The 22,291-nt window shown below is 54.9% G+C and carries 19 protein-coding genes; 7 read left to right on the top strand and 12 right to left on the bottom strand.

The window, feature by feature from the left end; all coding sequences use genetic code 11:
- Nucleotides 1–1,705, bottom strand: a 1,705-nt coding sequence (locus GS605_RS20690; RefSeq protein ID WP_171725185.1) for a type IV secretory system conjugative DNA transfer family protein, incomplete at its 3' end; no start/stop codon positions are given.
- Nucleotides 1,702–1,995, bottom strand: a complete 294-nt coding sequence (locus GS605_RS20685) for a mobilization protein (RefSeq protein ID WP_171725184.1) — start codon at nucleotides 1,993–1,995, stop codon at nucleotides 1,702–1,704. The genes GS605_RS20690 and GS605_RS20685, both read right to left, overlap by 4 nt.
- Before the next feature lie 646 nt (nucleotides 1,996–2,641).
- On the opposite strand from GS605_RS20685, the gene mobQ reads away from it, so the two are divergent.
- Nucleotides 2,642–3,913, top strand: coding sequence for a MobQ family relaxase (gene mobQ / locus GS605_RS20680; protein ID WP_171725183.1), 1,272 nt, complete (start codon nucleotides 2,642–2,644; stop codon nucleotides 3,911–3,913).
- A gap of 126 nt (nucleotides 3,914–4,039) precedes the next feature.
- On the opposite strand, the gene GS605_RS20675 is transcribed toward mobQ, so the two are convergent.
- Both GS605_RS20675 and GS605_RS20670 read right to left on the bottom strand, forming a co-directional pair.
- Nucleotides 4,040–5,005, bottom strand: coding sequence for a hypothetical protein (locus tag GS605_RS20675; protein WP_171725182.1), 966 nt, complete (start codon nucleotides 5,003–5,005; stop codon nucleotides 4,040–4,042).
- The gene (locus tag GS605_RS20670; RefSeq protein WP_171725181.1) at nucleotides 5,002–7,857 is read right to left on the bottom strand and encodes a hypothetical protein; all 2,856 of its coding nucleotides are present in this window, start codon (nucleotides 7,855–7,857) and stop codon (nucleotides 5,002–5,004) included. Before GS605_RS20670 ends, GS605_RS20675 begins: the two co-directional genes overlap by 4 nt.
- Before the next feature lie 217 nt (nucleotides 7,858–8,074).
- On the opposite strand from GS605_RS20670, the gene GS605_RS20665 reads away from it, so the two are divergent.
- From GS605_RS20665 to GS605_RS20655, 3 genes are all read left to right on the top strand, one after another.
- A complete protein-coding gene (locus GS605_RS20665; protein WP_171725180.1) occupies nucleotides 8,075–9,583 on the top strand; it encodes a Gfo/Idh/MocA family oxidoreductase in 1,509 nt (502 codons plus the stop codon).
- On the top strand, nucleotides 9,583–10,224 hold the full coding sequence (locus GS605_RS20660; RefSeq protein WP_171725179.1) for a hypothetical protein: 642 nt from the start codon (nucleotides 9,583–9,585) through the stop codon (nucleotides 10,222–10,224). The genes GS605_RS20665 and GS605_RS20660 overlap by 1 nt, the downstream gene beginning before the upstream one ends.
- A gap of 201 nt (nucleotides 10,225–10,425) precedes the next feature.
- Nucleotides 10,426–10,965 (top strand): recombinase family protein, encoded by a 540-nt coding sequence (locus tag GS605_RS20655; protein ID WP_171725178.1) that lies wholly within the window; start codon nucleotides 10,426–10,428, stop codon nucleotides 10,963–10,965.
- Between the two features lie 15 nt (nucleotides 10,966–10,980).
- Here GS605_RS20655 and GS605_RS20650 read toward each other — a convergent pair whose 3' ends face one another.
- The 4 genes from GS605_RS20650 to GS605_RS20635 are packed head-to-tail and all read right to left on the bottom strand — an operon-like array spanning nucleotide 10,981 to nucleotide 15,767.
- Nucleotides 10,981–12,432, bottom strand: coding sequence for a hypothetical protein (locus GS605_RS20650; RefSeq protein WP_171725177.1), 1,452 nt, complete (start codon nucleotides 12,430–12,432; stop codon nucleotides 10,981–10,983).
- Nucleotides 12,433–12,455: 23 nt separating this feature from the next.
- Entirely contained in the window at nucleotides 12,456–13,175 is a 720-nt protein-coding gene (locus GS605_RS20645) for a hypothetical protein (RefSeq protein ID WP_171725176.1), read from the bottom strand.
- Entirely contained in the window at nucleotides 13,172–13,936 is a 765-nt protein-coding gene (locus GS605_RS20640) for a hypothetical protein (protein ID WP_171725175.1), read from the bottom strand. The genes GS605_RS20645 and GS605_RS20640 overlap by 4 nt, the downstream gene beginning before the upstream one ends.
- On the bottom strand, nucleotides 13,929–15,767 hold the full coding sequence (locus GS605_RS20635; protein ID WP_171725174.1) for a hypothetical protein: 1,839 nt from the start codon (nucleotides 15,765–15,767) through the stop codon (nucleotides 13,929–13,931). The genes GS605_RS20640 and GS605_RS20635 overlap by 8 nt, the downstream gene beginning before the upstream one ends.
- Nucleotides 15,768–16,307: 540 nt before the next feature.
- On the opposite strand from GS605_RS20635, the gene dcm reads away from it, so the two are divergent.
- The 3 genes from dcm to GS605_RS20620 are packed head-to-tail and all read left to right on the top strand — an operon-like array spanning nucleotide 16,308 to nucleotide 19,295.
- Entirely contained in the window at nucleotides 16,308–17,627 is a 1,320-nt protein-coding gene (gene dcm / locus GS605_RS20630; protein WP_171725173.1) for a DNA (cytosine-5-)-methyltransferase, read from the top strand.
- Nucleotides 17,627–18,100, top strand: coding sequence for a very short patch repair endonuclease (locus GS605_RS20625; protein ID WP_171725172.1), 474 nt, complete (start codon nucleotides 17,627–17,629; stop codon nucleotides 18,098–18,100). The genes dcm and GS605_RS20625 overlap by 1 nt, the downstream gene beginning before the upstream one ends.
- Nucleotides 18,078–19,295 (top strand): type II restriction endonuclease, encoded by a 1,218-nt coding sequence (locus GS605_RS20620; RefSeq protein WP_171725171.1) that lies wholly within the window; start codon nucleotides 18,078–18,080, stop codon nucleotides 19,293–19,295. The genes GS605_RS20625 and GS605_RS20620 overlap by 23 nt, the downstream gene beginning before the upstream one ends.
- A 34-nt stretch (nucleotides 19,296–19,329) precedes the next feature.
- Here GS605_RS20620 and GS605_RS20615 read toward each other — a convergent pair whose 3' ends face one another.
- The 4 genes from GS605_RS20615 to GS605_RS20600 form a co-directional block, all read right to left on the bottom strand.
- Nucleotides 19,330–19,623 (bottom strand): hypothetical protein, encoded by a 294-nt coding sequence (locus tag GS605_RS20615; RefSeq protein ID WP_171725170.1) that lies wholly within the window; start codon nucleotides 19,621–19,623, stop codon nucleotides 19,330–19,332.
- Nucleotides 19,605–20,273 carry a ParA family protein gene (locus GS605_RS20610; RefSeq protein ID WP_171725169.1) on the bottom strand — a complete coding sequence of 223 codons (669 nt, stop codon included), beginning with the start codon at nucleotides 20,271–20,273 and terminating at the stop codon, nucleotides 19,605–19,607. Before GS605_RS20610 ends, GS605_RS20615 begins: the two co-directional genes overlap by 19 nt.
- A 74-nt stretch (nucleotides 20,274–20,347) precedes the next feature.
- The gene (locus tag GS605_RS20605; protein ID WP_371807787.1) at nucleotides 20,348–21,337 is read right to left on the bottom strand and encodes a replication initiator protein A; all 990 of its coding nucleotides are present in this window, start codon (nucleotides 21,335–21,337) and stop codon (nucleotides 20,348–20,350) included.
- Between the two features lie 315 nt (nucleotides 21,338–21,652).
- Nucleotides 21,653–22,201 carry a hypothetical protein gene (locus GS605_RS20600; protein ID WP_171725167.1) on the bottom strand — a complete coding sequence of 183 codons (549 nt, stop codon included), beginning with the start codon at nucleotides 22,199–22,201 and terminating at the stop codon, nucleotides 21,653–21,655.
- Nucleotides 22,202–22,291: the final 90 nt, after the last annotated feature.

Raw genomic sequence — 22,291 nt, 5'->3', positions numbered from 1 at the left:
GGAACAGCCCCTTGAATTCAGGATCGGCGTAATAGCGCAATTTGCGGGCAATGGCCGTGGGCCTGCCCTGGACACGCAGGAGCTGGTTGTCCGGATGGACCTGCATGATTTCATCGGGGGTGAGAAGATCGCGGCCGGTGACGTTCTGCGTCATCGAGAGCGCATCCCCCGGTTTGTAGCTTTGTGTCTGGTAGCCCGTGGTTTCCTGGCCAATCATCTTGCTCAACCACTGGGCCGTTTCCAGATCGTTCACCCCGAACACCTGCTGCACTCCGGCATTGGCGACAAAGGTGCCCGCGCGTTTTCCATAGAGCGCGTTGAGCTGGCTCATGTCCTGCAGGATCGGCCAGAGTTGAAGCCCGTAGCCTGCCATCAGCCCCATGGCGCGCTCGACAGCTTCCAGGCGGCCAAGCGCTGCAAACTCGTCCAGCAGGAAGAGGGCAGGGGGCAAGGCCCGTTTGCCCGGATGCGGGACCTCTGAGGCGCTCAGAGCGCCGTCCAGGGCCACTCCGGGTGTCTGTGCCGCCTCTGCGTCCCGAGCGATGTCCTGAAGCGCCTGTGAGACGAGGAGGCGCAGCCAGCGGCTATAGGCGTCAAGCCGATTGGGCGGCAGCACCAGAAACACCGATGTCATCCCGTGGCGCAGCTCGGAGAAATGGAAATCGGAGCGCGCCATGCATTTTGCAATCCGTGGGCTGTCCAGGAAATGGGTGTGACGCTGTGCATTCGACAGAACCGAAGCCGCTTCCCGATCTGCCTTGCCCAGGAACCGGTTGGCGGCACGTGCAACCAGACCATGCGCCGCGTCGCTCTCCTGCATCAGCTCCAGCAGAGCGCGCAACCGATCCGGGGGCAGGGTGAGATATTCCCGTACGGTGGCGAGGGACCGGCGACCCGGCTCCTCATGGCAGACGCAGAACATGATCAGTCCGCCGAGGATGGCTTTGGCTTCTTCGTTCCAGTGCGCTTCCGATACCTGGTCCGACGGGTCCATGACCAGCGCATCGGCAAGTGAGGTGGCATCTTCTCCAAGATCAAGACTGTCCGGAGACAACCGGTCCAATGGATTGTACGCCGCCGATGTCATCCCCGTGACTTTGCCTGGGTCGCTGACCCCAAATGGGTCGAGGACATGAACGGGCCCGAACCGTCGCCGGGCGTTGCCCGCGATCCGAGCGTTCTCGCCCTTGGGGTCAATGACCAGGACCGGGCGCTCCGCCATAAGCAGGTTCGGGATGACGGTACCCACGCCCTTGCCCGCCCGGGTCGGCGCAAGGGTCAGCAGATGTGCCGGACCGTCGTAGCGCAACAGTCGGCCGGTATGAGGGTTGCGACCGATCAGAAGCCCGTCAGAGGCTTCCAGATCGGCCAGGTCTCTCCGGTCGGCGAACCGGGCCGAACCATGGCTGTCGTCGGCCTTGCGGGGGGACCAGAGACCGATGCCGGTGTTCACGATCAGGAGCGTTACTGCCGTGCCCCAGGCCGAGCCATAAACTACGATGGTGGCAGCCCAGTCGAGGAAACTGGTGGGACCGCCCGAGATCGGCACGTGCAGACCATAATGCCGGATGAGAGCCAGAACGGCTGCCCCGATCAAAGTGGCAATAAGCAGATAGGCGGCAGCGAGAAACAGTACGAATGGAGCCGTCAATACGATCAACCCGATACCGGCCAGAAGGCGAAACGCCGTGAACGCCCAGCTCATCGATCACCATTTGGCTGTTCTGAACCGGATGCCGGAACCGGGGAGGGGGTATCGGGATCTGCAAAGGCTTTGCGGTCCTGGTCCCGCGAGAGGTTCCGGATCAACCGTTCCATCATTGCCGCAGCGCTTGCATCCCGTTCGGCCAGATCCATGAGCGCGCCGCCCAGGATCACCTTGCGCCGTGTATCCAGCTTGCGTTGCTTCGTGGCTTCCCGGTTGCGCACGGCCTGAAGGCGGGCCTTGGCTTGGGCAAATCGTTTCTCGGCACGTTCGAGTTCTGTCTCTGCCATATCACTGCTCTTGCTGGGAAAATAATCTAGAGTTGAATCATGCATTGATAAACTCGTCCTTAGCGCGTACCCGTAGGCCTGTAAAGGACAAGGGCGCACTTATGCAAACTCTTCGCCTGTGGCTCCAAGATTTGCGTGCGATCTCTCTGGGGCAAAGCCCCGGCCGATGGCCATCCCCTTCGATGCGAACCGCATCGATATGGAAGGGCGCGCCGCCCCTTCCAAACCATCCCATGCCAACCTGCGCGGTTGGATTGCGGCCGGAACGGCAGTCCCAAAATCGGACCGGCCCCAACCGTGGGGCATCGGTCTCGATTTTGGGACTGCCGTTCCGGTTGGCGTCGATCTGTGGTGATGTAGCCCCTGATCTCCGCTGGGTTTGCCCCAGGCAAACCGCCGATGTGTGCCGTCAATCTCCGGTCCTCCATATGGCTGGGGAGATTGGTGGACCGCATCGGCAAGCCCGCGCCTCAGAGGTGCAATGCACCACTTCGTGCGGGCTGTCTTTTTCCCGCAGGCCCGCCCCCCACGAGGCTGGGGCCGGAGGGAAAAAGACTGTTGACCCGGTGGACCATGCCGGAACATGGGCCGGGGTCAGTAGCGGCGCGCGTCAGCATTCGTCGTATCACGGAGCGGGGTAGGGCGGATGGCCAGTTACCACCTTTCCGTGAAGACGATCAAACGCAGCGCGGGACGATCTTCGACCGCGGCGGCGGCGTACCGTGCGGGCGAGCGCATCGAGTGTCAGCGCGAGGGGCGGATGCATGATTACACCGCCAAGCGTGGCATCGAAGAGACCTTCATTCTGACGCCCGAGAATGCGCCGTCCTGGGCACAGGATCGGGCGTCGCTCTGGAATGCGGCCGAGGAGAGCGAGACCCGGCGCAATTCCGTTACCGCCCGCGAATGGGAACTGGCACTACCCTCCGAGATCAGCGCCGAAGACCGGTCGCAGATCACCCGCCAGTTTGCTGAGGAGCTGGTCAGCCGCTACGGCGTGGCGGTGGATGTGGCGATCCACGCGCCGCACCGGGAAGGAGATCAGCGCAATCACCATGCCCATGTTCTGACCACCACCCGGAAGCTGGAACCGGAGGGGTTCACGGCCAAGACCCGTGTGCTCGATTCCGCGAAAACCGGTGGTGTAGAGATCGAGCAGATGCGCGAGGTTTGGGCAGGGCTACAGAACCGCGCGCTGGAGCGGGTGGGGGAAGTGGAACGGGTCGATCACCGGTCTCTGGAGGCACAGCGGGAGGATGCTCTGAGTCAGGGCGACACCCTGAAGGCCGAGGAGCTGGATCGTGATCCGGAGGTCAAGATGGGGCCTGCGGCCAATGCGATGGAACGCCGCGAGATGCGTGCGGCCGAGCGTGAGGGCCGCGACTATGAACCTGTCACCGAGCGGGGCAGGGCGGTTCATGCGGCCCGCCAGGCGCGGGCGCTCTTTGTCGACATGCGGGAACGTCTGGAGCTGGCGCGGGACACTTATGGGGCCGAGCGTGAGGCCGGGCAGGGGCGCGTGTCGGCCGGGCTGGCTGCGCTTCGAGCAGCGGCCAGCAAAGACCGGGATACGGATCGCGGCGACGGCAACATTCGGGACCGACTGGCGCGCATTGTCGGGAGGGAAGAGCCGGAGGTTGGTGGGCAGAGTGTCGAAGAACCGCCAGACCGGCTGCAGCGCTTCAATGAACGCTTGCGCGAAACTCTGGGGCGGTCAGAAGAGGTCGAGGTAGATCGGGACGATGGTGGCGCGGACAAGCCGTCGATCCAGAAACGGCTGGAAGGAGTGTTGAACAAGCAGCGTGAGACGTTGGAGCGAGAGGGCGGGCGTGGTGCAGCGCGGGATCACGGCGATGAACCGGAACACGAGCGCGAAATCGACAGGGAGATAGATCGTGACTTAGGCCTCAGTCATTGAAGATGATTATTGAGACAGACTTGTATGGCCGTCGAAGGAGAGATGGATGAAAAACGAAACCCCTAACGTACGCAAGGCGATCTTGCTGAATGGTGAGCCACTGTGACCTATCTTCTCGCGGTGAGTTTAAAGGCGTAGTGCACCAGCACAGACAAGAAAGGTAACCCCATGTCGGATAGAGAAAGCACTCGTCCGAATAAGCTGCCCACCATAAACCCTCAGCAGAACGAGTGCTAGAAACGGCAATCCAGAAAGAACCCTAAGTACTTCGTCTTCTCGTTCTGGTCGATCATCAACATATTCAGCAGCAGCAACTGGATTGCTTTCATATCGCCCATATAAATCTTTGTACTCATCGATAAGGCGAGAGCACGGATAGCTAAAGCCATTCACGAGGCTCGGCTTGTAGTATTCGGAAGGAGATCTCCTGACCTGAAGCCAAGCAATCTTAGTTGCGACCCCTCCCAGTAGATAAAGCCGACCGCTTTGGCTTATATTCATTCCACTTTCTCGTATTCTTTCATCTATATACTGCAAGTGCTTTTGGATCGAACCTAGGTATTCACTTGGTGCAGCTTTAAACATCTCGCTCAAACGGGCACTACCAATGTCAAAGCTTACCGACTTTACGTTCTTCATTCCCCCCGCAGTCCACAGTCCCTGCGCGATTTCCGTACTCCCTGTTCCTTCGTCAACGACAATCACTTCGCCATTTCGGATCCTTCCACCCTCACAGATTGAACCAGCTGCTAGGGCGGCCAATGCTTCCTCCGCCTTGGAAAGAACGCGAATACCTTTGGAGAGCTTCCCGGGGTGCACTTCGTCTATTCTTCGACATAGCGCCGTTCCAAAAGCAGCAACGAGATCACAGCGAAATTCCCGAGCTTTATCAAGCAAATGAGAAACCGTGACATTCACTGAAGCGATGTCGCGTTCGTCTGGGATCTCCGGATTCACGAAATGTCGAATTTCGCGATCTTCCTCGTCAACGAAAACCGTTCGGAATTTCCAATGCTCGTCAAAATCAGCGATCCAGAACCTGATTGAGTAGCTACCCACTTCAATCAGACAAACGCGGCGTTGTTCAGTCACTGGGTCAAGCCTCCATTAGGTTCAAGCAGGTCTGAGAAATTTGGCATGCTCTTCTTAAAGATTGATATCTGCCGATTAACCTTGGAACTCCATCGACCCTGCTTATAGGGATCGGCGGTAACACAAGCACGCGCACGTTTGAGGGCATCAATTTTTGAAGCAATTCGTTCGGATGGCGCTTCTGCGGATCGATCAGATCGCGTGATCGGGGCAGCCCTGCTTATGAGTAGCCAATTCTCTGCATCAAACGAAAAATTGTGGCTCCGTAAGCAAGCCTCAGCCTCATATAGCCAACTGCACATTTCAAGTCTCTTTTCGTATACCCATTCCTTACGCGCTTCACCTTTGAGATCCTTCGAATGCGCCATTTGAGCCGAAGAAAGAACTTGGAAATAGATATTGACGAGTTCATTTGCCCGGTAGTTTGGCCGATCAACCTCGTGTTCTGCAATATTGGCGATCAGGCTTTTGATGTCTCCTACCTTCCAGTTAATAAGGAGCGTTTTAAGAAGCTCTTCACTGGTTGCTGGCGCAAGGCCAGATTTATAAAGTCTGCTTACAGCTTTAAAGATTGGTACAATGTCTGCTGCGGTAGCGACTGTTTGGCTGCGCTCTGGAACGAGGATGGCTCTTTCGCATAGATGGCCAATCACCGATGCGAGTTCAACGCGATCCACAAGATACGAGATGTCGCTTCTACCCTGCTTGTAAAGAACAGCGGACAAGGTACCAGCCCACCTGGCATTGTGCTTTGCCGTCCAGTCTTTTGAATGCCAAGCTATATCAAGCAAAATGCTCGACACCACGCACTGGGCAACATCAAAGCTCCCCGGGAACCAGTACCTGTTTTTCGTTTCAGACAGACGCTGAATCACGTGTCTGCCATACTCAAGAATGTCGTCGGGCCGTACTCGTCCGACACGGTGTAATTCAATCGATAGGCGAACGACCTTCGAATAGAATGCCGTTAGTTCATCGATGTCGAGCTTGTTGGCCGACTCCAGTGTTATACGGGCCCGCCATGCACATGATAAGCCAACGCCGATCCAATCCATCACCCGCACAACAAGAGTGTTAGAACGGCTTGAAATTCGCTCAGCCGTTTCAACACCCGTCTCGCCAATATCTGAAAGGTACGCCTTCGCGACACTCTCCTGAAACGATAGCCCGAGCATTTGGCTCCGGGCTACTGCAAGAACTATCTGATCTGATTCAACACGCTTAGCAATCCAATGATCAAGGGCTTCCCTAGTTGGTTGCGCATATCTGAGCAAGTAGTCGATGAACGCTTGAGGGTCGTCTTCCCAAGCACTCGCAAACGGTTTTGACTCCAACAACCCGGCGAGGCCTTCTTCGTGCCCTTCTATGATCTTTGGTTCAACATGGGCGGTGAGATCATAACATGCGTGTTGATCATTCTGAGTCAACTTGAGGTGATGGACCGTATCATCATGCAGTAATCCATAATTCGAATCTGGACGGTCGGACCCCAGACCGGAAATGAAAGTCACAGAGAGGGTTGGAGAGTCCTCACATGCGGCTTTGCAATCGTGTATTAGAGCTGCCAATCGGTTTCGTTCCCTGGGGCTGCAGTGTGAGATGTCGTCGATGACAAATACAAAACGCTTCGCACCGCGTGCGACTCTATCGGCAGATCTAAGAATTTGAGATAAATCTTCAGGTAGTTCCCTGACTACCTTGATGGTTTCATCCGGATTATCGATAGCCCAAAACACATTGATGCCGGGGTCCTTCAAGAGAGCTTCCACGACTTCAGCGAGACAGAGCGACAACCCACAGCCCGGCGAAGATATAAGTGCAAGGCTCTGGAACCGGTTTTGGCTTTTACGGACATCCCTAACGATTTTCGTTGCCACCTCGCGGGAAAAGGCAAAACCTGCCATCACGTGCTCCAACGACCCCCAACCCACGCCCTCGCGCTTTAGCCGGCCGCCATAGAGGACTGACTTCTCAATATCGCTTTCCGGCGTAACGAATAATTTGGGGCGTTCTGAAGACAAGCAACCGTGGATCCGCTTGGCTAGTTCACCCGGTTTGAAATCAGAGCTAAACGCTACTTCTCGTTCCCTTGAGCCAATCTGCTGTTCTTCTTCGAGCGCGACCGTCTCAAAATGAATGATGTCGTTGTGACCATCGCCGGTTCCATGCGCATTGTTTAGCTGCCTAGGAGGGAATCCGGGCATTCCGTGCTTATGCCTAAGCAGGCAAAAAGACAGGTTCTTAAATTGGTTGTTGAACATCGCTTTGAACGCCGCGGCGCGAAGGCCAAAGCTGGACCGCGCTTCCGCATTATCGGAGCAGGCATCCCTTTCGAACTTTTGATCGTCATATTTGGGAAAAAGGAGCTTTCTTTGTCGAGCATCGGCAATCTGCTCAGCGGTCCCAGAAAAGGCGACCCAGCATTGGTAGTTCGCACCTTCACCTCGCCATAAGCTCAGGATCTCAAACAGCTCCACCATATCTTCAACTGGCCGAGCAGAGTTCATCAGGCGATATTGTCGAATGAGGTCTCTCAGCTCTTCCTCTGTCGGTCCAATCCCCAGAAGTGACGAGACGTCAACGAGCAAGCCAATTTCAGCAGCGGGCCGGGAATAGTTCTTGTATTGGCTAAGGGTGCTTTGAGCCATCTCAAGTGCATCTGCGATAACTTTCTGATTGACTGTAGAAATCGCAGAATCGACGCGAACTGACCTCTTGACCTCTTGTAAAAGTCTCTCGCGGACCATCTTTCTGACTGGGTCAACAAGCTGTCCACCAGGTTCATAAAGCATGCTTGCGAGGTGTCGAAATTTCTCGCCAAACTCAAGCACCCGTATCGTCTTTTCGACCACCGTAAAGACTCCTTCCACTCAGAAATTGCGAGTGTACAGGATACCTAATTTCATTAACAGAAAAACTGCTTAATTCAAGGTTAAGTAGTTGAATTCAAATGACTTTCAAGATGATTTCTTTGTGATTTTGCTGCTTCTCATCGCACAAACTGGATGTCCTTCGGGACTTCCTCGCCGCGCTTAGCGGCTCACATCTCTAGCGAAGGGAAACCTGAAAATGAAACATTATCCACAGCCGCAAACCACAACTGCGCTGGCCCGCCCAGTCAGGATGATTCAGTTTGGTCTCGGTCCTCACTGGGAGCGTACGATCAACAAACATCTGTCGAAGATGGTCGGCATGGGTTATGCAGTTTCTTGCCCTGTCGGGATCGATCTTTCCTCAAATCGTAAAGCGGTTGAGAAACGGCTCAGCGAATGCGGCACTGCCCGACCCGAAGAGGTCTTTTACATCGATCCGATCTCGCCTTACCACTTGGACGCCCGCTCCGAAGCTCAGCTTAACCGTATTGTTCGCAAGTACAACATAACGGCGGTTGCAGTTAGCGTTCCGCCAGAAGCGCATCTGGGGCTTGCTCTTTGGGCCTTGCGAAACGGGTTGCACCTGTTCCTTGACAAGCCGGTCACAACGCGCCCAAACGCTGTCAACTCACTGTCAGCCGCTCGCGGTATCTTTGATGACTTCGAAGAGTTGAACAACGTATACGCTGAAGCCAAAGTCAAGCACGGGATTTGCGCGATGTTAAACGCGCAACGCCCGTTCATGGATGCGTGGGTTCGCAACTTTGAATGGGTCGCAGAAACCCTCGCAGAAACAGGACACCCCATTACCAATATTACGGCCGCTCATGCGGATGGCCAGATGCGGGTCGGCAACGAGCTGACCAATGTCGGTTACCATGGGTATTTGGCAGGAACCGGAAAGCTGTCTCACTCAGGGTATCACCTGATCGATGTGATCGTCCGTATGCTCAAAGCCGGTACGTGGTCGCACGCCCGCCCGGACTATCTGCTTGTTCGTTCAAGCTTCCGGCAGCCGGACGCCCTGGTCACTGCCATGCCCAATGCAGAGTGGGCGCGGCTGTTTGGTGAGGATTGCGTCGGTCTTGCAGATATCAGCGATGCCGAGCTCGTGATGCTTGGCCGCCGGATGGGTGAGGTAGACGCTCACGTGACGATCGAAGCGGTACGCAACGGTGCTGTAATGACCACTGCCAATCTGCACCTTCAACACGATACGGTATCGGCTCGCTCAACGCTGGAAACCCCGAAGAACTGGTACAAACTGGCGGGCCGCCTGAAACGCGAGCTATGGCATATTGATCAGGGGCCGATGCAAAGCATTCGTGTCGAAACTCTCCAGGCTGAGGACAAACACGACGGCCGGAAATCGAAGGGTGCGCAAGTCGGAGAACCAAATCACTTTGAGCTCGTCCGCGTCCAGAACGATGGTCTGATCAAAGGTGCCGAGCGCTTGTCGCGCTATAACGCAGCAGACCTTACCCACGACAAAGGCAAATATCTTCTATCAGAACGCGCCAAGATGGCATCGTTGACCGAGTTCGTTTCTTGTGCGGGCGGCCTTCTGCCGACAAGGCAACTAACCTCTGATCTTTCGGCCCACCGACTTGGCGTCGCGATCATGGCGGCGGCATACGAAAGCCATGTGCGTCGTGGGTCAGATCGCATGGGTGCCGCTACAGTACGCGTCGATTGGACAGAGTGATGGAGGTTGAGACGATGACGAACGGTCAACTTTTCCTCGTTGAAGGTCTTGATCTTGCCGGCAAGACGACTGCATGCAAATCTCTGGTGTCGCGGTTTCGGCCGCGCATCGACATCAGCCGGAATGCGTTCGCGGAAAACAATCCGCTCTTTAAGGTGGCGGATGATCTGCGACGCGTTGATGGGCTTGAGAGCAAATACCTCGGACATGCATATCTGGCTGCGGCTGCGCTTGACGTTGATCTCTATTCACCGCCAATTAATGCGCGCATCCAAGAGAGCACAATCGCTCTTCGGTCACTATGCTATTACCGGGCGCGCGGCAATGCTGAGCTGGCCGGAAGTTTTGCCCGGTTGCTGGACGATCCGTCCTATCCGAACTTCGACGATGCTGTGGTACTGACGGCATCCCTTGATGCGCGGCAGGAACGACTTGAGATGCGTCGCCGCGAAGCGCCGGAGGAAGTGGCCCCCGATGATCTGGCAGTGATCCAGACGCCAGAACTATTTTGCCGGATGGAGAATATTCTCATCGACGAGATGGTCATCCGCTATGGTGCGAAGGTCATCGATACTACAATTCTCAGCAGAACCGAGGTCGTCGATGCTATTGCGACCGCGATTGCTCCTGCAGATAGTTAAAGAGTGTTCCGGACCTGATCCCCGGTCCGGGACATTCCTCAGCCGGTAACCCGAGTGACGCCGTGGGCGATGACGCACGTTCGGTCAATAACGGTCGTTTTTGGCCGCGCACCCTACCCTACTCAGGATCAACCGCTTAGCTAGGACAAAAACCCCCGGCAAAACCTTTGCGGTTTTGGCAGGTTTTTGTCACACTTAGGCATGATCATCGGATATGCCCGCGTCAGCACGGACGACCAAAGCCTCGATTCACAAATGGATGCCCTATCCGGAGCCGGAGCCGAGAAGGTTTTCGCGGATCGGATCAGCGGATCGAAGCGCGCGCGGCCGGAGCTGGACAAGATGCTGGAGCAGCTACGCGACGGCGACGTTGTGACCGTCACCAAATATGACCGCCTGGCGCGGTCTCTGAAAGACCTGTTGGAGATCGTCGAAACGCTTCGCGAGCGCGGTGCCGGCTTCCGATCTTTGGCCGAGGACATCGACACGACGACGCCGGCCGGCCGCCTTGTGTTCCATGTTTTTGCATCCATCGCCCAGTTCGAGCGGGAGCGGATTTCCGAGCGGACCAGAGAAGGGCTTGCATCCGCGCGCAAGCGGGGCCGTATCGGTGGCAGGCCCCCTGCCCTAACAGCCGACCAAAAGAATGAAGTACGGCGGATGCGGGATGTGGAAAGCCGCGCGGTCTCAGAGATCGCGCGGCTGTTTAAGGTCAGTGAGCGGACTGTACGGCGAGCATAGTGCACGCAAGGAAGATCATAGCTTACTAGCTGACGCCCTACGAGACCCGTCTATGAAAAGGATAGGAGAAGTTGTCTCACCTCGTGCACCTGCGGCATTCTTGGCGTCAAGTAGACGCTTGTCCTTCCGCCCCATGTGTCCAACGTCAACTACCACGTAGAAGCCAGACAGAGTTTCCTCGGCTGTTTTGTAGGTCTCAAGCTGTTTGGTGTACCCGTCCACCAGCTTCGGGTTTCGGGAAAGCTTGATCTCCACGACAACACGCCCTGAATAACCTGCGGACACTTTGAAATCCACCGGACCATTGCCGGTCTCGGCTTCAGGTGTGAGATCAAGATCGTTGGCCTTACAGTAGGCATGTGCCACGGCGAAGAACAGACGCTGCGCAGCGATCTCAGGTCGAGGCTTTCCCTGGTGGTAGAGTTCTTCTGAGAACCGCCGATCCTCGATCAAAAAGCGGAACTGCTCGATGATGGTCTTGACCACACTTTCAACGCCAGCCAGGTCCATTTTGGTCGGAGCTGAGATAGCCAATGGCTCTGCCTCGGCCAACGCGGCTGCGATCTTGCGCCAGAACACCTCGCCCAACGGGTCGCCATGCATGTCATACGCGGTCGGGCTAGCCCCGCGCAGCATTTCCATAAATGTTTGGAATGACGCCTTGTCGGACAATGCCCACCGGCGGATTTCATCTTTATCCTTCTTGCTCTTAACACGCCACATTCGCGCGATCTGGTCATTCACGCGCGAGCGAAGCTGAGCGTTCTTCGAGGCGGCGTCGGCAACATCGGACCAATCTGCGGCAATTGGTAGATCGCGAAGAATGTCGCTCGGCACGAGGATCACCGGGTCTTCCAGGCCTATGTAAGGGTTTGCCGCCAACTGGCCTGTGTAGGTTTTTCCATTCTTCAGCGAGATGGTCATGGGCTGCGTGGGAACCCCAAGTTCGGGCAAGATGCGCTCGTTGAGCGCGATTAGGTCGCCCACGATGACATTCGAAGTCATGTCGCTGATGCGATCAGGTCCGACGCCATTCTCAAACAATGCCATGGCAACGAAGAGGTCCGGGTCTTCGATACCAAGTTCAACGATCTGACGCGCCGTGTCGATGTATTGGTTGGTCATTTCGGAACCGGAACCACTGCCGGAAACCGATTGCGCGCCATACCCAAGACAGGTCCATTTGATTTCAGGAAAGGTTAGTAGGCGCGCCGCGCTCTTCCATGCCACATCTGATGGAGACTTCGCTTTCGCCAGGAATTTGATGATGGTTCCAAAATGATTTTCGTAGGTCTGACGGGCGTTGCTCGAAACCTCTGTGTGGCTGGAATCTTCGAGCAAAAGAGGATCAATAAAGAGCTTGGTATCGGCGTTTAGCGTCGGGTCGAGAATACCTCGGCCCTCAAGCTCTTCCGCATCAATCCCATAGTGTTCGGAGAATCTGACTGGATTCCGAATTTTACCCATCGCATTTGCCTTATGTCACAATATCAAGAAGGAGTCGCTTCGGGCTTGAAGCGCGAAAACTCGGCTGGCAAAGTTGCAATAATCTCGCTTGGCTCACGTTCTTCGAGGTCCCATGTCACATCCAGTTGCTGGCGCACCTTCGCCAGTCTCCGCGGCGTACCTCCGCTTTTTCCACCAGCACCGCGTTTCAGCGCGCCGGTGGCATCGTTGAAGTAAAGTGTTCGAGCAACCTGCTGAAACGCCGGATTAAACATGTCCTGTTGACTGGTCAGTTGCTCTCGGATTTCAGGTAGAACTGCCGGTGTGCCGCAAAGAAGATGATCTGCGTCATCCCCCAGTGTTTTCAGGAGAAGTACGGGCATCCTGACAAGATGGCGTTGGCCCTTCTGCCAATCGTTGGGGTTGCTCGGATACCAGCGATGAACCTCACCGACCTTCATCGTACCATCCCCCGACTTCTTGAACAGTTGATCGCGCATCGCAAAAGTAAGCCATGCCCAGAAACCCGTGTCAGGCAGAAGTTCGAATAGATTGGCGGTGCCAATTGCAGCAAGTACGGCTTCCGCCATGTCTTTGGCGGTCGCGAAATCTTTGGTTGCGAAGGTTTTAGTACCCTGCACCGAGGAGGTCAGATCAGGATCAGTTGGGTCAACAACAGCATCATCGATCTGGCCGGTGAACACCTTCTCAAAGGCCTCAAGACCATTTTCATTGAACCTGCGCAGGGCGGTGTATGAGGTCATGATATGGTCTCCTGCTTGAGCTTGCCTACCAGCATCTCCAGAACGCCATGACGCTGGCAAAAGCTGTCGAGAAGATCATTGACCCAAACCTGCTTTTGCTGACGGCCATCGGTCCACGGAATTGCCCGACCGGGCATCAGCGTATCAGCCCATCCCAGCCAATCCTTGGCCCATGCTTGCTCGGGAGGAGCATTGGCAAAAAGAATATCGTCAAACACCTCGCGGATGATAGCGGGCAGCACGCAGCTCACGAAGATTGGGTCGTTTCTTACCCAAGTGCGTGAGTCCGGTATCTTTTTGTCGATATAGACGATTGGATAGTCATCTTCCCGCACGTCGAGCTTCCAGGTTCTTGGCGCGATTTCGTGGGGCTGAAAGAGCAATATGCCTTCGCTGGCTGTGCCGTCCTGGTCATCGCCACCTGTGCGCATCGTCCAAGTATCGGTGCTGCCGAGAAGAAGCCCTTTTTGTTCGTTATTTGTAGCCACAACCCGCAGTTGGCATGATGGAGCCGAAAACGCACCGCTCTTAATTTCAGCAGTAGTTTTCATCGCCCCCAAAGTTCCGAACTCCAGTGTTTCAGAGAATTTGTTCTCGAAAAGACGAAGTTTGACACGCGCCGTGTCCGGCATCTTTTTAAAAGCCTTGGGATCTGCAATCGTCATAGAGACCAGTTTCTTGCCGCCAACCTCGACTACCTTTGCCTCGACAGCGGAGCGTGCCAGTTGTTTGCGCCCGGTCAGTCTGATCCTCTTACGCATTCTTCCACGGCCTTATGCTTGTATCCAATTCACGGTTCGTGTCGAAGCCGGTGATCTTGATCTCGGTGTCAGGCCCGCAATTGACTGCCTTTACCTTGTTTTTGTCCGTGGTCAGCGCACAGTCAGAGTGTTCCAGATTGAGGCTTTCCAACTTGAAGTCATACGGACTCCACGAAGGTCGTCTTGAACCATCGGCATAGGCAAGGCCAACTGTGACGTTTACCGGCCAATCGGAGAACTCGGGATTGGCCTTTATCCGCAGGCCGTCATCGAGCGCCTCGACTCTGAAAACCGGAGGTCTTGGAGGTGGGGGCGGATCTGGCGGATCATCCGGCTTGTTGGGCTTCTTCTTTTTGCCTGGTGTGTCGGAGGGTATCGAAAAGTAGCTATCAAAAACATGTGCGTCCGGCGCGGTTATATCTGGTGTCAGAAGAAGCCTCAGCTCCATAGGGAGATTTTTGACGAGGCGTTTGGCACGTGGTCCGTCAAAGCCTTGGTCTTCCAGTTTCTGGCGGACGTCTTTCGACTCCAACAGATCCAGATGCGCCTTCCCTTCGCAGAAATTCAGATATGTCGCCAATTCGCCCTTTCTAACGAGCATTACGAGATCTAGTTCACCGGGGCTTTTTGCCCTGACGTCAGGCAGGCTCATTCCTTCGCGAAAAAAACGGTCAATCGGACGCTGTCCGGACAGTGTCGCGCCTATCGCTGCCCGCAGAGTGACTTCTTTCTCGATACCGTTGCGCATCAGGGGAAAAACGATTTCCAGAACCACATCCTGCCCGTTGGCTATCTGTTTCTGCAATGCTTTGACCGCCGCCGTCTTTCGCAGCGGTTCCAGATCACTTTTTAAAGCGTGCGTAAGTTTGATCGTGTGCGGTGAGGCTTCTTCCTGGGCGCGGCGGACAAGGTTCAGATATCTTGCAACGTTGGCTCTGACGGCTTCGTCGTTCAGGTGCTCTGCGATATCGAGAGCGATTTCCTCAATAGACGAAGCGTCCAGTACGCGACCATCCACATTGAGAGCGAGGGTTCCATTCATGATAGCGGGCGCAAAGTTCTCGATGGCAGCCGCAAGAATGCCGTTCGGCTTCAATTCAGAATGGGGATAGAGAATAGCGAGACCGAGGCCGCTCTGGTGATCACCATCATAGCCCTCGAATGCAAACGTGCTTCGTATCCGATCATGAAACTCCGGTGAGTTGTGGAGTGTATAGATGTTGCCGTTTTCAGCGTCTGCCAAATAGGCGTGAGTGGACTTCAGGTTATGACCATCTTCCTGCGCTCGCAGGACCGTCATGCCGCAGATAGCGCTTGCCCCATCGTCGGCGCGTCTTGTGTATCCAATCACTGATTGCAGGCGAGAGGCGATCAGAAAAGTGACGCGACCGATACCGCGCCCTCCCCTGCCAGAGCCGTCCTTGTTGGAAAGGCCAAAATTGAGCCAGTAGTTCCAGAAGTCACTTGTGCGGCTGCCCAGATCACCACTCAAGCCTCTGGAATTGAAGTCTTCAACCAAAAGCCAGCGGACGTGCCCGTCATACCATTCCGGTGGTATCTCCAGCCCTGCGCTTTTGCGGTGTTCTATCACCTGCTCCAGAAAGGCGCGACGCGGGCCGATCCCGTCCGAACAAAAAGTGAAGTTCACAAATACCGGCTGCGTCGGATCAAGGCGTGCATCCAGGCTGTTCTGAATGGCCTCACGCACGAAGGTTTCGTAGTACGGAAAATCCGATCGGTCGAACATTTCCGAGTCGAGGCCCTGGTTTATCGGAGTTGCACCAACATTGGGCCAAATCCAGCTCCAGGACTTTTTTAGTTGCACATTCATTCGAGACGAAACCCTTCCTCACGTGAGTCTGCATCTCCGCCAAATCGGCTCTTTGCGGTGTCCAGCTCCTTCTGGAGTGCCCGGAAAATTTTTCGAACATCATCTTCGCTGTACGCATAGGCACTACGGTTAGAGAGATTGCCGATAAGTCGGATGTCTTTGATTGCCCGGTTTACCCGAGATTCCGCCAAGCTTATGAATTTTCCACGTTTATCTCGCACAACATTCCTCAGGTGAACCAAGTTAAAGACTCATATATGTTAATAACACAGTAACATTTGTCAAATATTACAAATATAAATGCTATGTGTATGTATTTGACGCACTGTGTCCGACACATGTGCGCAATATGCGCATGCCACGAGCATCCCTAGACTGGCTCCGGAAGTTTCGAAATCGAACGCTTCTTGAATGTTGCGTTAGCAGCTTGAATCTGATCGACCCTAAGAACAAAATATGAACAAGTGTAGAAACAGGGTGGTCAAATCATCTGGGACTCTTTATGACATATTGTCAATAAATGACACAGAGGTATTGAGCATGAACGCGCATCCACGCACCGAATTTGGAGAGCTGATGGACCGCGCCGGTCTGGGCATCGAGGAAGCGGCCAGCTTCCTGGGGATCAGTGACAGGACTGTGCGGCGGCATGTCAAAGGTGAGGGCAAACGCATCGACGCCCTGAAGCTGGAAAAGCTGCGCGAGATTGCAAATTCCCGTTGCACAAAGGGCCGTGCAACAGGATTCCGGTTCATTGATCTCTTTGCTGGTGTTGGTGGTATCCGGATTCCGTTTGAAGAGATCGGTGGCCGCTGCGTCTTTACCGCCGAGTGGGACCGCTTCAGCCGGGAAACCTACAAGGCGAATTTCCCGGAACCGGCTGACAGCGATCATGTCTTCGCCGAAGACGTGCGCCCATGGGCCAACTATCCTGCAAAAATTCCATCACATGATGTGTTGCTGGCGGGATTTCCGTGTCAGCCGTTTTCCATTGCCGGTGTGAGCAAAAAGAACGCACTTGGCCGTCCGCATGGCTTCCTCTGTGACACTCAAGGGACACTTTTCTATGATCTGGCGAAGATCATCGACCATCACCGCCCGCCCGCGTTCCTGCTGGAGAATGTGAAGAACCTTGAGCGTCATGACGGCGGCAAGACCTTTGCCACAATCATGCATGTTCTGGAAAACGAACTGGGCTACAAAGTCTCCTATCGCGTTATCAGCTCGACCCCCTGGGTGCCGCAGAAGCGTGAACGCATCTTTATTGTCGGGTTCAAGGATCACAGCATCGAGTTTGATTTTGACCAGCTCGCCATCCCGGATGGCGACGGCCCTACCCTCGGAACGATCCTCGATAAGAAAGTCGATCCGAAATACACCCTGACAGAAAACATGTGGACCTATCTTCAGGGGTACAAGGAAAAGCATCGCAGCGCCGGAAACGGTTTCGGGTTTTCCCTGTTCGGACCGAACGACGTGGCCCGCACCCTGTCAGCACGGTACTACAAAGACGGCTCGGAAATCCTGATCGCACAGAAAGGCAACCGCCCGCGCAGACTGACGCCACGCGAATGTGCCCGACTGATGGGCTTCGAGAAACCCGGCAAGACGGATTGGAAAATTCCCGTTTCTGATACGCAGGCCTATCGCCAGATGGGCAATGCGGTGGTTGTGCCGGTGGTGAAGGCCGTTGCGCAGCTCATGCAGTCGCGCATTGCGGACGCCATGGTGCTGGACGGCCGTGAAGTTTCCGAGGCCATGCAGGCACAGCTTCCCCTAGCAGAACCGGGCGTTTACGCCGCGAGTGAGATGCCTGCCGAACATCTTGAAATGCTGGAAGCGGCACGCGCCGGGGCGTAATGCCCGCAGATATCGTCTCACCTGCCACGCGGAGCCGGATGATGTCCGGCATCCGTGGCAAAAACACGAAACTCGAGTTGGCGATCCGTTCGGCGCTGCACCGGGCAGGTTTCCGGTTTCGGCTGCATCGGAAAGACTTGCCCGGCCGTCCCGATCTGGTCTTTCCCCGGTACAACGCAGTTCTTTTTGTTCACGGTTGTTTCTGGCACGGGCATGAGTGCCATCTGTTCCGCTGGCCCAAAAGCCGGGAAGATTTCTGGCGGGAGAAGATCGGCAAGAACATTGCCCGCGATTTGGCACAGTATCAGGCGCTTGCGGATTCAGGTTGGCGTGTCGGGATGATCTGGGAATGCGCGTTGAAAGGAAAGGCCCGCCTGCCATTCGACGAGGTTGTCGATCAATGCTCTATATGGTTGAAATCGGGTATAAAAACATTTGAGGTGAGCGGTCATGAAGCGCGGCCAGTTATCTGATTATTTTGAGGGCGTCGGGGTCAAGCGTTTGTCGGCCGTCGATGCAGAGCCGAAATCATCCAACCAGCACGAAGTCGGGACGACCCGTAAAATGCGGGATGATTTCCTGGGCGAAATCCATCAGCAAAAGTTCCCTGCGATCTACATCTGGCTGGGCGGCGATCAGGAGGGCTTCACCGAGGAGAGCTGGGCTACGCACTATGATGCGCGGATCAACAAACCTCGCGCCGCCGAATGGCGACTCTACTACCCTTCAAACCCTGTGACCGAGGCCATGAAAGCCGGGGATACCCTATTCCTCGCAAAGGATCAGGGCGGCGTTCTGTGGTTTATTGTGGCCCCGGAAGGATCAACCAGCGAGCAGCAGCTTTTCTGGTTGTTCGGTCTGCGCCCCGAAGGCAAATCTTTTGTTTCCCGTGAGTTCTCCGACGAGGAGCCAGAGCTGGATTTTGCCGCACGTTTCATTCTGGACGAGTTGGGAATCGAGTTCGAGGAACCGGAAGCCGACAAGCTGGACAGCATCATCGAGAAATTCGGCACTACCTTTCCCAAAACAGCGGAGTTCTCCGATTTGGCCCGTCTCACCCTGCCCGAGGTTCGTGCGGAGGACGACCCTGACGCCGCGCTGATAGCGTGGCTCGATCATGAAGAGGCATTGTTTCGCAGACTGGAGCGCAAGGTAGTGTCCTCACGGATCGAGGCTGGGTTCGTAAGCGACGAAGGTACAGATGTTGACGGGTTCATCAGTTTTTCTCTGAGTGTTCAGAACCGCCGGAAGTCCCGTATGGGTCACTCTCTGGAAAACCATATGGCTGCCGTCTTAATGGCCCATAACATTCGACATGTTCGTGGTGCAGTAACTGAACACAAGCACAAACCGGATTTCCTTTTCCCGGACCTTGCAACATATCAGGCTGCCCCAGTCGAGGGTGATGTCCGATTGACAATGCTTGGGGCCAAGTCCACCTGCAAGGATCGCTGGCGGCAGGTTCTGGCCGAAGCGGAGAAGATAAGTCGCAAGCATCTTCTGACTCTGGAGCCGGGGATTTCGGAGCCGCAAACCGACCAAATGGAGGCTTCAAGTCTTCAGCTTGTCGTGCCCCGCCCTATTCAAAACAGCTATACTGAAGCTCAGCGGGGATGGCTCTGGTCTGTGGCGGAATTCATTGGTGATGTACGTGCCAAGCAGGCTTAGTTGGGATCTAGGTCAGCGAGATAACAGTTATCTGTTATCTCCTGCGGCCATCAATCTCGTCGGCATCTGGTATCTCAATTCCACCAGACCGCAAGCATTCATAAAGTAACTCTTTTTTGCTGAGCCCTCGGCGCTCAGCCTCCTGGTCAAATGCATCCTTGATCGGCTTCGGAACGTTAGTGAATGAAAACTGGACACGCGGTGCGTCTTTCAGTGCAGCGGATTTGGCTTTACTCACACTCGGTAACGGCGCGGCCAGCTCACGCACTTTAGTCGCGGCCTCATCGCTGTCGAAGTCGTCATCGAGATTTACGCTGACTTTTGCCATGCGTCGCTCCTGTAGTAACTGATAAGCCCCCTTCCCTGCATATCCGCCAATACCGATTGTGCAGACCTCTTGGCAGACCCTTGCGGCCCGGCTCCTGTTGAAGTCATTTCCTTGAACCCGGTCCGGTGTGCGCACATTGCGCGAAGACGCGGTATCTCTTGCGCATCGAGTGCGTCGGTAATCGCCTGCGTAATGTTTGTGTTGGTATCAACATCCATCATCACTACGAACGAGGCGATCTCCTTCTCCATAGTCTCCGCGACGCTCTGGACGTGGGAATATGTTCGCTTTGCGCCCTTTGCGTCAGCTTCGTTGGCCTTGGAGGGAATAAGGATCAGGTTTGCAGCCGCAATCGCGTGCATTGCCATTGCCGACTTGAACCCGGCCGTGTCGATGAAAATGGCATCATAGGGTTGTTCGGATTTCTTGAGCGCCTTAACGGTTGGAATGAGTTTTTCGTCGTTCTCTTCATATAGCCAGTCAAGATCGGTCTGATCCTTTTTGGCCCAGGATTCCAAGTGCCGCTGCGGATCGGTATCTATCACTGCAACTCTAGCTCCATCTTCGACCATCAGACTGGCGACTGCAGTGAGCAGCGTGGTTTTCCCAGCTCCGCCCTTTTCCTGCACAACGCTGATTACCTGTGTCATGTTCTGCCCTCTTTTTTAATAACAGATAACAGGTAACCGATAACAGTCAATAGATAACGGTTACCTGTTATCTGTTATGGTGCCCGTCCTTTTCTCTCATACCACTTCCTGCAAAATCCAAGAAAAGCACCATCGGGATGGCGTGGCGGCTCGCTCATCCACATACGCCATTCCTGTTCTAGAAAATGAACATCCCAGGTCGGTGCGGCTTCCCGTGCTCTCTCATAAGTCTCAGGTGAGAGGCGCACGGAGATTGTCGCTCCGTTGTCGGTAGGTTCCTGATATAATTCTAGGAATTCAGACTTAGGCGATACCTCCAGTATATCGTGAAGCAACCTAAACCGATAATCGGGCATATGCGCCTGTTCTTCATCCGCTTTGCAGATGGCCTTGACGAGCCGTTTGAACTCCTTGGTAGTAGATGTCGATCCAGTTTTGTGCTGCAACTTATCGAGACCAATCCGCCAAACTTCTTGCTTACCACAGTGTTTGCGTGCCAGTTCGTACAGTCGGCGTTCCAGGGGTTTCCGAAGCTGAAAGTATGCTTTGTGAAGGGTCAGAACATTCTTGTTCTCAATGGCTTTGACGAGCCAGTCACCCATCTCCAGTTCTACGCTCAATAAGCGCCCTGTGGAATCTTCCTTGACGATCCGCGCATCGGTAATGAACGAGATGGAACGCCATTCTCCAACGCCGTGGTCGTGGATATTGGTTTCGATCTGAGTGAACTGGAGGCGGGTAAGTGCACGGCGCAGCGTTGCATAAGCCTGACCTGTTGTATGGCGGTTGGTGGCTTTCAGCAGGTCATGTGCTGAAATCTGGACACGGCGACCAATTTCCTGACCTTCATTCTTAGCAGCCATAAGTTGGCTCAACACATAGATCAGAATATCCCGATCAAAGACATTTGCACGACCTTCCTCGGCCGCTGGCGTGATCTTCACCTTCACGTTGCCTTGCTGGTATTCAAACGCTGCCATGTCTTTCTTGACCGACAACGAGAACAAAGGATGCTCCATAGAAGCCCGGTCGCTCTTCGGTGTAGCGTCCAGAATATCACACACAAACAGGTCTGGCTCCGTATGCCTCTGAGGAAGCAGGGCAGTTCGTTTTCTAGGTCGCGCCATTATTCGATAGTCTACCCACCATTTTCGACACTCTGCCCACCAAAGTGCCAAGTTCTTCGATACTCTACACACCTTTTTTCGATAGTCTACCCACCGTTCTTCGATAGTCTACCCACCGAGCGGCTAAAATAGAGGTATTTCAATGTGTAAAATCAAAGACTTGGAAAGTCACCGATTCTCGTAACACAGAATCTAACACATATATAACACCCACTTGGCTGACTGGGATCTGTGGATAACTCATAGGCAACCTCAATCCTGATAGTGAACGCAAGCGAAGTTTCCGACTGTTGTCTGGACCCAAGCCCCACCAAAGACAGCACATGTGGTTCTGTTGATTGCTGAGAAACGAGGCAGCATCACTGCCAGCGCAAGGGTCAAAACGACGGCGCCCAGACCAAACCAGGGCAGGCGGGTTTTGAAGCGCTCGATCTCTCTTTCCTGTTCCCGAATGTCTCTGAAGACTTCCCATTTGTCCTGTTCAGCCTTTTTGAGAACCGCATCCGTGTGTCTGCTTTGTGCTCCAAGAGAGTTGGCAAACTGGGACATCGCTTCCAGCGGCCCACGAACACGGGCATTGATCGCTTGCCCAACCAGATCCCCATAGTGCTCCGGATCGGTCTGGGTCTGTGCCGCGAAGGCTGCCTGCCGCGCCTCTGTCGCCGTTTTGTTCAGGCGATCCATAGCACTGGTCTGGGCATCGACCCGATCCGACACGCTGGCCAGCACGGTGCCGACCATATCGAGGGTTTCGCGCAGCTCTTCGTCAGAGAGGGCCGGGGAGGGGGATTGATCATTCATTCTCGATTGTCTTTCTCACTATTGGTCATGCGGCTGGAACAGCCCCTTGAATTCAGGATCGGCGTAATAGCGCAATTTGCGGGCAATGGC

This window comes from Ruegeria sp. HKCCD7559, from assembly GCF_013110575.1.
GTDB lineage: Bacteria > Pseudomonadota > Alphaproteobacteria > Rhodobacterales > Rhodobacteraceae > Ruegeria.
This window is presented reverse-complemented; position numbering and strand designations above follow the sequence as displayed.